Here is a 10,721-nt window from a genome sequence, read left to right as displayed (position 1 = left end):
CGGGACTGGCCGCGCGAGCCGGTCGCGCCGCTCCCCCCGGCGCACCGCAAGCTGCCCGACGTGCCGGTGCTGCTGCTCGGCGGCGACCGGGACCTGGCCACACCGTACGAATGGCTCTACGAGCAGGCCGAGTTCACCCACCACCCGCGGATCGTGATCGTGCCCGGGGCGGCCCACTCGGTGCAGAACCGGGCGGCCGACCCGGCCGGGCGGCAGGCCGTGTACGACTTCCTGCTGAACTAGCGGAGGACCGGCACCGCGAAACCCGTTCGACCGGGCCACGTCCCTCGGGGAGCATACGAACATGGAGTTCCTCTGCTACCACCGGGACCGGCCCGGGTCCCTGCCGCTGCGCCACGCACTGTTGGAAGAGCACTGGTCCTACATGGACCGGTACGAGGAGGAGATGATCGCCCGGGGGCCGACGCTCGGCGACGACGGCGCCACGCTCACGGGCAGCCTGCACATCCTCGACCTCCCCGATCCGGCCGCCGCCCGCGCGTTCGCCTTCGACGAGCCGGGCTACCAGGCGGGCGCCTACCGGGACGTGCTGCTGCGGCGGTGGCGCAACCTGCTGGGGCGCACCATGTGGGACTTCCCCGGCGGCCGGGAGGACGGCAACCGGTACCTGGTGCTCGGCCTCGGCGCGGGTCCGGCCGCCGACCTCGACGTGCCGGCCGACCGGAGCGAACTGATCGCCTACGGGCCGCTGCTGTCCGACGACGGCACGGGCTGGTTGGGTACGGCGGTGCTGCTCCGGGCGCCGGACCGGGAGGCGGCCCGGGCCGTCCTGACCGCGGACCGGTACGCCGACGTCGAGGTGCACGACTGGCGCTTCGGGGGCCGCTCCTGACCGCCCGACGGCCGGCGGGCCGCCGCGAGGACGTGACCGGGCCGTTCCCGGACGGCCGGGGGTCTCAGCTTCCCGGGGCGCCGGCCTGACCGCGGAAGGTGTTGCGGTAGGCCTGGGGCGAGACCCCGATCGCGGCGTGCAGGTGCTGCCGGAGGGAGGCCCCGGTGGCGAAGCCGATCTCGGTGGCGATCCGGTCGACCGGGAGGTCGCTGGTCTCCAGCAGGTGGCGGGCCCGGTGCAGCCGTTGCCGGATCAGCCAGCGGCCGGGGCTGGTGCCGGTCTCCTCCTGGAAGCGGCGGGCGAAGGTGCGCGGGCTCATCCGGGCGTGGGCGGCCAGCTCGCGGAGGGCGAGCGGGCGGTCGAGGTGTTCCAGGGCCCAGGCCTGGGTCGCGGCGGTGCCGTTGGCGCCTTCCGGGGGCACCGGCTGTTCGATGTACTGGGCCTGGCCGCCCTCGCGCCAGGGCGGCACCACGCACTGCCGGGCGACCTGGTTGGCGGCGGCGCTGCCGTGGTCGGAGCGCACCACGTGCAGGCAGACGTCGAGGCCGGACGCGGCTCCCGCCGAGGTCAGGATGTCGCCGTCGTCGATGAACAGCACGTCGGCGTCGAGGTCGACCCGGGGGAACATCCGGCGGAAGGTGGGCGCCAGCGCCCAGTGGGTGGTGGCGGGGCGCCCGTCCAGCAGACCGGCGGCGGCGAGCGCGAACGCGCCGGTGCAGATGGAGACGATGCGGGTGCCGGGGCGGATCCGGGCGAGGGCGCCGCGGGCCGGCTCCCGCAGGTCCGCCGTGACGTGGTGCAGGCCGTACGGCGGGATGACGACCGTGTCGGCGCTCTCCAGGGCCTCGGGGCCGTGCCCGACGGTGATCGTGAAGTCGGCGTCGGTCGCGACCGTCCGGTCCTCCGTCGCCGCGCAGGTCACCACCTCGTAGGCGCCCGGCACGCCGGGGAAGACCCGGTTGGGCATGCCCAGCTCGAAGGGGTAGACGCCGTCGAGGGCGAGGACGACGACGCGGTGCGGCGGCCGGCCACCGGCGCCGGGGGGTTCGATCGCAGCCATGGCACGATCCTATCGGTCTTTGGCAATCTTGCCATTTCGCAGGTCAGGGCCGTGGCCGCAGGCTGGATCCATGACCACGAACACCATGCGAGCCATCACCCAGACCACCCTCGGCGAGCCGGACGTCCTCCACGGGGCCGAGGTGGAACGGCCCGTGCCCGGCGCCGGGCAGGTCCTCGTCGCCGTCCACGCCGCCGGGGTCAACCCCACCGACTGGAAGCACCGCCGCCACGGCTACTTCCTCGGGCAGCCGCCGTTCACGCTCGGCTGGGACGTCTCCGGCACCGTCGAGGCGGTCGGCCCGGGCGTCTCGCTCCTCGCCCCGGGCGACGAGGTCTTCGGCATGCTGCCCTACCCGTACGGCGCCGGCTCGCACGCCGAGTACGTCACCGGCCCCACCAGGGCCTTCGCCCCCAAGCCCGCCGCGCTGAGCCACACCGAGGCCGCCGCCCTCCCCCTGGTGTCGCTCACCGCCTGGCAGGCCCTCGTCGACACCGCGCGGGTCCGGCCGGGGCAGCGGGTCCTGGTGCACGCGGCGGCCGGCGGCGTGGGGCACGTCGCCGTGCAGATCGCCAAGGCGCGCGGCGCGTACGTCATCGGCACGGCGTCGGCCGCCAAGCACGACTTCGTCCGGGGCCTGGGCGCGGACGAGGTGATCGACTACCGCACCGCCGACTTCGTCGAGGAGGCCCGGGACGTCGACGTGGTCCTGGACACGCTCGGCGGGGAGGACCGGCTCCGATCGCTGGAGACCCTCCGCCCGGGCGGCCTCCTGGTGTCGATCCTCCCCCAGGGCCTCGAAGGCCTGGCGGCACGCGCCGCCGAGCTGGGGGTGCGGGCGACGGCCCTGCTGGTCGAGCACGACCGGCAGGGCATGGCGGAGATCGCCGCCCTCGTCGAGTCCGGCCGGCTGCGCGCCCACGTCTCCGCCACCTACCCGCTCGCCGAGGCCGCCCGCGCCCACGCCGAGGGCGAGACGGGCCGCGTCACGGGGAAGCTGGTGCTCACCGTCCGGCCGTGACGGGCCTCGGGCCGCCGGTCACCAGCCCCCCGATGGCCGGCCGGTCCCGGATCCGCGGCGGCGCTCCCGCCCGGAGGCCTGATGCGGGGTGAGGCGGGCGCTCGACCGGTCGGAAAACGACCGGACCGGGTCAGAGTCGGGCCGATTCGGGCAGGGTGGGACGATATCTGCCATGTCTAGCAAGTCTCCATCGGCCCGGGTTCTCGACGCCCCGCCCGAGCCGCTCCACCGCCTACTCCTCGACCTGGGCGAAGCCCTGCTCGGCGGTGGCCTGCCCGTCCATGACGTCGAGGAGGAACTCCGCCGGCTCGGAGGGGCGTTGGGGGCTCCGGAGGTGCGGGTCGCCGCGCTGACCAACGGGCTGTTCGTCTCGCTCCGCGCGGACGGGGCCACCACGTTCCGGCCGGTCGGCGGCGCGCTGCGGTTCGAGCAGACGGCCGACGTCCTCCACCTGGTGCACCGGCTGCGGGCGGGCGAGCTCGACGGGCCCCGGGCGCTCGCCGAACTGGACGGGATCCGGCGGGCACCGGCCCGCTGGCCCGCGTGGGTGGCGGACCTCGGGGCGCTGCCGGTCGGCGTGGGGGTCTGCCTCTTCCTCCAGCCGGCGGCGGCCAACGTCCTGGCGGCCGGGCTCGGCTCGCTGATCGTGGTCGGGCTGACCGTGCTCGCCCGGCGGCTGCCGCACCTGCGGCCGCTGCTGCCCGTCACGGCCGGCTTCCTGGTCGCCCTGCTGGTCCTGGCCCTCGCGCGGGCCTCGCTGCTGGACGGGCCGCTGCGGACGATCGTCGCCACCCTGGCGATCCTGCTGCCGGGCGGACTGCTGGTCACCGGCCTGTCCGAGATCGCCGCGGGCGCGGCCAGCGCGGGCACCGCCCGGCTGGTGTCCGGCGCGGTCCAGCTGGCCCTGTTCCTCGCCGGAGTGGCCGCGGCCGCGACGGCGGTCGGCATGCCGGCCACCGCGCTGGCCAACGTCCAGGTCGCCAAACCCGGCTGGTGGGTGATCGCGCTGGGCCTGGCGATCGCGGTGGCCGGAGTGGTCGTCAACGTCCACACACCGCCCTCGGCCATCCCGTGGATCGTCGCCGTGATCGCGGTCAGCGTCACCGCCCAGGTGGCGGTGGGGTCGGTGCACGGCGCGGCGATAGGCGGCCTGGCGGGGGCGGTCGCCGCCGCGGTCGCGGCCACCCTGGTGCACTGGCTGCCGGGCGGTCCGCTCTGGCAGGTGCTCTACCTCCCGGCGTTCTGGATCGTGGTGCCGGGCTCCTTCGGCCTGCTGAACACCGCACAGATCGAGGTCGGGAACGGGGCGCAGTCGGTCCTGGCCGCCGTGTCGGCGGTCTTCGGGGTGTCGATCGGCACCCTGATCGGCGCCGTGATCAGCCGGATCCCCCACCCCTCCCGCGCCGTGCCGCTGCCCCGGGTCTGAGCCCGGGGCCGCGGCACGACGGTGGCGCCCACCGAACGGCTCCCGGGCGGGCGAGGGCGGCCGGTCAGGGTTGGCGGAGGGCCTCGGTCAGGCGGTGGGCGGCCTCGACGACGGCCTGGGAGAGGGTGGCGCCGGGGTGGCGGGTGAGGCGTTCGATCGGGCCGGAGACCGAGACGGCCGCCACCACCCGGTTGGACTGGCCGCGCACGGGCGCGGAGACGGAGGCCACCCCGAGCTCCCGCTCGCCGACGGACTGGGCCCAGCCGCGCCGCCGTACGCCGCTCAGGGCGGTGGCCGTGAAGCGGGCGCCCTGCAGACCGCGGTGGAGCCGCTCGGGCTCCTCCCAGGCGAGCAGGACCTGGGCGGCGGAGCCGACCTTCATGGGGAGGGTGACGCCCACCGGGACGGTGTCGCGCAGGCCGGAGAGGCGCTCCGCGGAGGCCACGCAGATCCGGACCTCGCCCTGCCGCCGGTAGAGCTGGGCGCTCTCGCCGGTGAGGTCGCGCAGCTGGGTGAGGACCGAGCCGGCCGCGGCCAGCAGCCGGTCCTCTCCGGCGGCCGACGAGAGCTCGCCGAGCCGGGGGCCGAGCATGAACCGGCCCTGCATGTCCCGGCTGACCAGGCGGTGGTGTTCCATCGCGACGGCCAGCCGGTGGGCGGTGGGCCGCGCCATGCCGGTGGCGGCGACGAGGCCGCCCAGGGTGGCGGGGCCTGCCTCCAGGATGCCGAGGATCGAGGTGATCTTGTCGAGCACGCCGACGCCGCTCGTGTTCTCCATGGGTGGGGTACTCCAGTCTCAATGCCCGGGAGCAGCGGGTGGGCGCTGCTCACGGCGGCTCCTGGCGGGGAACCGGGGGTGGTCAGCGAGGACGGGCCGGAGAAGTCGGCCGATTGCCTGCGCCGGGCACGAGACGGGTACGCGAAAGCGCCGGGGCGGGAAGCGCCCGGGCGAAGGACAGCACAGAGAGCACCGTGTCTCCTCATCTTTCCCGCGCCACATTGGCGACAGGCCGGAGTTGGCACTGACCCCGGACGGCACGGCGCGTACTTCGGACGCCGGGTCGAACGGGGAGTTGCCGGGGCTTCGTAGGGCCGGTCCCTCCACCCCTCTGGATGATTCGCCAGGAACGATACAAGACTCCCCGGGCCGCTCGGCAAGCCCCCCCGCCTTCGGCCGTCGCCGCACGGGGTCACCCGGGGTCCCCCGGGGCGGTGCGGGGCCCGCGCCGGCCCCGCTCAGCGGTGGCACCCGGACGGCCGGGCCCCGCCGGTCAGCCGCCCTGATCAGCCCTCCTTCACGACCCTTCCGACGCACAGCGCCCAGATCACCAGGACGTCGATCGCGATCAGGACGACGGCCCACGCCGGGTAGTAGGGCAGCCACAGGAAGTTGGCGATCACTCCCAGCGCGGCGACGACGACACCGACCGCCCGGGCCCACACCGCGCCGCTGAAGACCGCGATGCCCGTCACCACGATGAAGGCCCCGAGGATGACGTGGATCCATCCCCACCCCGCGGTGTCCATCGAGTACACGTAGTTGCGGGTGACGACGACCAGGTCGTCCTTGGCGATGGCGGAGATCCCCTCGGTGATCGCCATCAGACCGCCGGTGATCAGCATGACCCCCGCGAAGATGGTCCATCCGGACGCGTAGGGGTGCCGTTGGGGCTGGCGGATCTGGCTGCTGCCGACTCCGCTGACGCTGCTGGTCATGTCAGTGACTCCTTCGGTGGCGACCGCCTCACGGGCAGCGGGAGGCGGGGGGACGGGCTCGCATGGCGACCGCCTGGGAGGCTCGGCGCACGGAGGGCCCCGGAACGGAAGTCCTACGTTCACGGTAGGTCCGGATGCCCGTCCTGTCGTGGGACGGCGGACCGGCCCCACCCCGGCACGGCGTCCCGCCCCCAACCGCGCCCCCACCGCGCCCCGAGCCCGCCCGAGCCCGCCCGGACCTTCCGGACCGGCCCCGCCGCTTGACCTTGCCACCGTGTCAAGCCCTTCACTGTGGCCCAGGAGGTGGTCCCGATGACCAGGCCGGAAGAGGACACGAACACCCTGCGGGCACTGCGGGGGCTGGCACACGAGGACGCGTCGGTGCGCCTGCGGGCGGCACTCGCCGTCGGCACGCACCCGCACCCGGGGCTCGTCGGCGGACTCGTCGAGCGGTGCGCGGTCGAGCCCGAGTTCCCGGTGCGCGAGATGCTCACCTGGGCGCTCACCCGGCACGACGCCGAGGAGACGCTCCCGCTGCTGCTCGACGAGGTCCGAGCGGAGCGTGCCCAGGCCCGCAGCCAGGCCCTGCACACCCTGTCCAAGATCGGGGACCGGCGGGCCTGGCCCGCGATCACGCCCGCGCTGCTCGCCGACGCCGACGAGGAGGTGGCCCGCAGCGCCTGGCGGGCCGCGGTCGTGCTGGTGCCCGAGGGTGAGGAGCCCGCGTTGGCCGTAGTCTTGGCGGCCCAGCTCGGACGCGGCGGACCCGGGACGCAGCTGAGCCTCAGCCGGGCACTGATCGCGCTCGGGGAGGCGGTGCTGCCCCTGCTGGGCGCCGCGGCGACGGCCCCGGACCCCCGGGTCCGCACCCACGCGCTCGCCACCGAGCGGCTGTGGCGCGACCCGGACGCCGGATTCGAGTCCGCGATCGAGGAGGCGAAGCGTGCGGCGGTCTTCGGCGAGGGCCGCCAGGAGGGACGGTAGGCAGTGCTGATCGGCGACGTCGCGCGGCGGTCCGGGGTCAGTGCCCGCATGCTCAGGCACTACGAGTCGCTCGGACTGGTGCGGCCGACGGGGCGTACCGGCTCCGGCTACCGCCGGTACTCCGACGAGGACATCCGGCGGATCTTCCACATCGAGAGCCTGCGCTCACTGGGCCTGTCGCTGCGCGACGTCGGACGGGCGCTCGACGATCCCGGCTTCGCCCCCGCCGACCTCGTCGACGACCTGATCCAGCGCACCCGCGAACGCATCGCCGCGGAGACCGAGCTGCTCACCCGGCTGCGGCGGATCGACGCCGCGGAGCCGGCCGGCTGGGAGGAGGTCCTCCAGGTCGTCGCGCTGCTCCAGGCCCTGGAGTCCAAGAGCCCGGGGGCGCGGCAGCGCGCCGCCCTGTCCGCGGGCGACGCGGTGCTGTCCGCCGGCGAGGACGTGGCGGTGCCGGTGGAGGCCCTGGTCGAGGCCGTGCTGGGCGAGTCGGACCCGATCGTCGCCGGCGCCCTCCGGTGGGCGCTGGAACGGTCCGGCGGGGACGCGACGGCGCTGCTGGCGGAGGGCCTGCGCTCGCCCGCGGCCGAGGTGCGCGAACGGGCCGTCCGCTCCCTCGCCGAACTGCCGGACGACGCGGCGACCGCCCTGTTGCGGGACGCCCTCGCGCACCCCGACGCCGTGGTCCGCCGGTACGCGGCCCTGGCGCTCGGGGCCCGCGGGGTGGCCGAGGCGGTCCCGACGCTCATCGGCATGATCGTCGAGGCGGTGAACGACGCCGACGCGGCCGACGCCCTCGGCACGCTGGCCCGCGACCCCGCGCTGGCGGACCGGATCGCCACCGGGCTCGTCGACCGCCTCGCCCACGGCGCGGTCGGTCCGGACGCGCGCCGGCGGCTGGCCCAGGCGCTCGCGGACGTCCCCGGCGGCACCACGTCCCGCGCCCTCGAAGCGCTCACCCGGGACGAGGACCGTGCGGTCGCGCTGACCGCGACGTACATTCTCAAGCTGCGCACCCCGCGATAGGCCGCGGGGGGCGGGAACGGGGGTGGGCGTGACACGGGCCGGACGGTTCCGTCGGCAGCGGCGGCTGTTCCTCTCGGTGGCGGTCGACACGTTCGGCTCCGGCGTCTTCCTGCCGCTGTCGCTGCTGTTCTTCGTCACCGTCCGGCACTTCCCGGCCGCCGCCGCGGGAACCGCCGTGACGGCCGGGTCGCTCGCCTCCTTCGCCGTCGTACCGCTGTGCGGACGGCTCGTCCAGGCCCTGGGGCCCAAGTCCTGCCTGCTCGTCAGCAACCTGCTGACCGCGCTCGGGTACGGCCTGTTCTTCGCCGCCGGGAACCTGGCCGCCGTCGCGGGCGCCACCTTCCTCGTGACGGCCGCCGACCGGCTCTACGGGGCCGCCTGGCCCACCCTGGTCGCCCGGTTCGCGAAGCCGGAGGAACTCACCGAGTGGTTCTCCGCCGTCACCGTGCTCAAGACCACCTCGCTGGGGGTCGGCACCCTGGGGGCGACCGCCCTGATGGCGCTCGCCGGCGGCCACGGCCTGCTGCTCGCGCTCGCCCTCAACAGCGCGAGCTCCCTCCTCGCGGCCGCCCTCCTGCTCGGGGTCACCGTGCCGGCCGCGGACCGGCCCGGGCCGCGGGAGAGGAGGTCGGACACCCGGGCGGCGCTCGCCGACCGCCCCTTCCTGTCCCTGGTCGCCTCCCAGACGCTGTTGTCGGCGGCCTGGCTGGTCCCGACCGTCGCCTTCCCGATCTACCTCGTGGAGACCCTCCACCAGCCCGCCTACTGGCCGACCGTCGTGGTCGCCGTCCGCTACGCCACCGCCACCACCCTGCAGATGAGGATCAGCCGCCGGGTGTCCGGCTGGACCCGCTCACGGGTCCTGCGCCTGGCCATCGGCGCGGCAGCCGCCGCCATCGCCCTGACCGCCACGATCTCCACCGCCCCGCACGCCCTCCAGGGCCCGCTCGCCGTCCTCGTGGCGGCCGTCCTCGCCCTCGCCGAGCTCGCCTCCAAACCCACCGCGGCGGCGGCGGCCGTCGCCCTGGCCCCCAAGGGCGACGAGGGCCCGTACATGTCCCTGTTCCAGCTGACCTGGACGGTGTCCTACGCCGTCGGCCCCGCCGTCATCGGCCTCGGCCTGCAGAACCCCCCACTGCTCTGGACGGCCCTCGCCGCCTGCGTCGCGGCCAGCGCCCTCGCCCACCGCCTCCGCACCCCGCTCCGGCCTACCACCCCGCTGCGCGAGGACGTCGAAACCCCCTGACCCGCCCGCCCGTTCAGCCCCGGGCCCGGCAAGCATCGAACCCACCGGCAGCCGGGGCGGCAGCACGAGCCCCCGGCCCCGGCCGCGCGGAGCGCCCAACCCCTCTCGCCCTCAGACCGGTTCGGCCAGGAGCCGACTCCCACGAGCGACGAGCCCACCGACAGGCCGGGGCCGGCAGCCCGCCGCCGCCCCCACCGCTCCGGACGACCCCCACCACCTGCCTCACCGCCGGCACCCGCGTCCACCGCCTCACTTCGCGAGTCCACCGGAGCCCTTGCCCAGAAGGCACGTTCGGCCACGGACCGCCTCCCGGACGAACCCGCCCTTCAACGGGCGACGAGCCCACCGGCAGCCGGGGCGGCGACACGACACCACCGCCCCCGGCCCGCAGTCTCCGCTCACCCGCCCGACCCCATGCGGAACCCGAAGGGCCGTCGCCGCGCAGCCGGTACGAGAGCACGGCAGGCGGAACCACCCGCACACCGCGACCACCGGCGCCCGAACGGCAGTCAGGGCCGGACGGGCGGGTGCTCCGCGAGGCCGTAGGCGCGCAGTTGGTACGGGAGGGTGGCCGGGCGGCGCCACTGGAGGTCGAGGCCGCAGGCGCCGAGGACGGCGCCGAAGGCGTGCCGCATGGCGTCCTGGACGGCGGTGCGGGCCCGGACGGCCCGCTCGTCGTCGGCGGCGGACAGTCGGCGGGAGGGGTTCCACCGGAGGTCGGCGACACCGGTGCTGTCGTCGCCGTCCTCGACGGCCTGGCAGGGTGCGAGGGTGATGCCGGGCGCGTGCTGGTGGTCGGCGACCGGCAGCCCGGCGAGTGCGGCGGTGCGGCGCACCGCGCCGACGACGTCCGCGCGGATGCCCAGGTCCTGCGGGCGGGACCCCACGGGGGCGGAGGCATCCCGTCCGGCGACGGTGATCGGGGCGGGGGCGGGGCCGCCGGTGGGCCGCACCCTGGTCTCCCCGTCGGGCCGGCCGGCCGACACCTCGATGCCGAAGGCCGGCAGGAACTCCGCCAGCGCGTTCTGCATGCTGCTGCTGACGACCCTCCGGGCGGCGGACGCCGGCTGCTGTGACTGTTCCATGGCCGCGGCGGCGGCCAGCCGGGGGCCGGGCTCCCAGTGCAGGGCGATCAGGCCGGCACAGTCGTCGGAGTCGTCGTAGGGCCGGGCCGGGCGCAACTGGACGCCGGCTCCGTACCCGCCGTACCCGACGGGCAGGCCGGCCAGCAGGACCGCCTCGGTGACGCGGTCGGCGAGCGCCGGGTCGATCCGGGGCCCGCCCTGGGTCGTCATGACAACTAGATTGACACTGAATCATCTTCATGACAAGTAACTTGTCAAGGCTGGGTGAAAGTGGCGTCTGGGACTCCAGTACGGGGGCTGA

General features: G+C 75.5%; 11 protein-coding genes and 1 riboswitch. Of the genes, 7 read left to right on the top strand and 4 right to left on the bottom strand.

The window, feature by feature from the left end:
- Together AB0E96_RS32030 and AB0E96_RS32025 are read left to right on the top strand one after the other, a co-directional pair.
- On the top strand, positions 1-243 hold a 243-nt coding region (locus AB0E96_RS32030), incomplete at its 5' end, for an alpha/beta hydrolase (protein ID WP_359829291.1).
- Between the two features lie 61 nt (positions 244-304).
- Positions 305-853: a YciI family protein gene (locus AB0E96_RS32025; protein WP_359829290.1), complete on the top strand. Its 549-nt coding sequence runs from the start codon at positions 305-307 to the stop codon at positions 851-853.
- A 64-nt stretch (positions 854-917) separates the two neighbouring features.
- Here the strand turns inward: AB0E96_RS32025 and AB0E96_RS32020 are convergent, their stop codons facing one another.
- Positions 918-1,913 (bottom strand): helix-turn-helix domain-containing protein, encoded by a 996-nt coding sequence (locus tag AB0E96_RS32020; protein ID WP_359829289.1) that lies wholly within the window; start codon positions 1,911-1,913, stop codon positions 918-920.
- A gap of 70 nt (positions 1,914-1,983) precedes the next feature.
- Between AB0E96_RS32020 and AB0E96_RS32015 the strand changes: the two genes are divergently transcribed.
- Together AB0E96_RS32015 and AB0E96_RS32010 are read left to right on the top strand one after the other, a co-directional pair.
- On the top strand, positions 1,984-2,934 hold the full coding sequence (locus AB0E96_RS32015) for an NADP-dependent oxidoreductase (protein ID WP_359829288.1): 951 nt from the start codon (positions 1,984-1,986) through the stop codon (positions 2,932-2,934).
- 172 nt (positions 2,935-3,106) lie between these two features.
- Complete coding sequence (locus AB0E96_RS32010; RefSeq protein WP_359829287.1) at positions 3,107-4,360, top strand: threonine/serine exporter family protein; 1,254 nt, start codon at positions 3,107-3,109, stop codon at positions 4,358-4,360.
- Between the two features lie 64 nt (positions 4,361-4,424).
- Here AB0E96_RS32010 and AB0E96_RS32005 read toward each other — a convergent pair whose 3' ends face one another.
- Positions 4,425-5,138, bottom strand: coding sequence for an IclR family transcriptional regulator (locus AB0E96_RS32005; RefSeq protein WP_359829286.1), 714 nt, complete (start codon positions 5,136-5,138; stop codon positions 4,425-4,427).
- Positions 5,139-5,337: 199 nt separating this feature from the next.
- Positions 5,338-5,480: riboswitch (SAM riboswitch) on the bottom strand.
- A gap of 164 nt (positions 5,481-5,644) precedes the next feature.
- Entirely contained in the window at positions 5,645-6,076 is a 432-nt protein-coding gene (locus tag AB0E96_RS32000) for a hypothetical protein (RefSeq protein ID WP_359829285.1), read from the bottom strand.
- A 312-nt stretch (positions 6,077-6,388) separates the two neighbouring features.
- Here AB0E96_RS32000 and AB0E96_RS31995 point away from each other — a divergent pair, with 312 nt between their 5' ends.
- Genes AB0E96_RS31995 through AB0E96_RS31985 form a run of 3 tightly spaced genes read left to right on the top strand, consistent with a single transcriptional unit; the run spans position 6,389 to position 9,335 of the window.
- Entirely contained in the window at positions 6,389-7,060 is a 672-nt protein-coding gene (locus AB0E96_RS31995; protein ID WP_359829284.1) for a HEAT repeat domain-containing protein, read from the top strand.
- 3 nt (positions 7,061-7,063) lie between these two features.
- Positions 7,064-8,089: a MerR family transcriptional regulator gene (locus AB0E96_RS31990; RefSeq protein ID WP_359829283.1), complete on the top strand. Its 1,026-nt coding sequence runs from the start codon at positions 7,064-7,066 to the stop codon at positions 8,087-8,089.
- Positions 8,090-8,117: 28 nt separating this feature from the next.
- Positions 8,118-9,335 carry an MFS transporter gene (locus AB0E96_RS31985; RefSeq protein WP_359829282.1) on the top strand — a complete coding sequence of 406 codons (1,218 nt, stop codon included), beginning with the start codon at positions 8,118-8,120 and terminating at the stop codon, positions 9,333-9,335.
- A 509-nt stretch (positions 9,336-9,844) separates the two neighbouring features.
- Here the strand turns inward: AB0E96_RS31985 and AB0E96_RS31980 are convergent.
- On the bottom strand, positions 9,845-10,630 hold the full coding sequence (locus tag AB0E96_RS31980) for a hypothetical protein (protein ID WP_359829281.1): 786 nt from the start codon (positions 10,628-10,630) through the stop codon (positions 9,845-9,847).
- Positions 10,631-10,721: the final 91 nt, after the last annotated feature.

Source organism: Kitasatospora sp. NPDC036755 (assembly GCF_040636595.1).
In the GTDB taxonomy this organism is placed as follows: domain Bacteria; phylum Actinomycetota; class Actinomycetes; order Streptomycetales; family Streptomycetaceae; genus Kitasatospora.
Note: the sequence above shows the minus strand (reverse complement) of the source record. Positions and strands in the feature narration are given on the sequence as shown.

Excerpts from the sequence above, each read along its gene's own strand:
- AB0E96_RS32000 (WP_359829285.1), bottom strand. The coding sequence starts at position 6,076 with ATGACCAGCAGCGTCAGCGGAGTCGGCAGCAGCCAGATCCGCCAGCCC.
- AB0E96_RS32010 (WP_359829287.1), top strand. The coding sequence starts at position 3,107 with ATGTCTAGCAAGTCTCCATCGGCCCGGGTTCTCGACGCCCCGCCCGAG.
- AB0E96_RS32005 (WP_359829286.1), bottom strand. The coding sequence starts at position 5,138 with ATGGAGAACACGAGCGGCGTCGGCGTGCTCGACAAGATCACCTCGATC.
- AB0E96_RS32015 (WP_359829288.1), top strand. The coding sequence starts at position 1,984 with ATGACCACGAACACCATGCGAGCCATCACCCAGACCACCCTCGGCGAG.
- AB0E96_RS32020 (WP_359829289.1), bottom strand. The coding sequence starts at position 1,913 with ATGGCTGCGATCGAACCCCCCGGCGCCGGTGGCCGGCCGCCGCACCGC.
- AB0E96_RS31980 (WP_359829281.1), bottom strand. The coding sequence starts at position 10,630 with ATGACGACCCAGGGCGGGCCCCGGATCGACCCGGCGCTCGCCGACCGC.
- AB0E96_RS32025 (WP_359829290.1), top strand. The coding sequence starts at position 305 with ATGGAGTTCCTCTGCTACCACCGGGACCGGCCCGGGTCCCTGCCGCTG.
- AB0E96_RS31995 (WP_359829284.1), top strand. The coding sequence starts at position 6,389 with ATGACCAGGCCGGAAGAGGACACGAACACCCTGCGGGCACTGCGGGGG.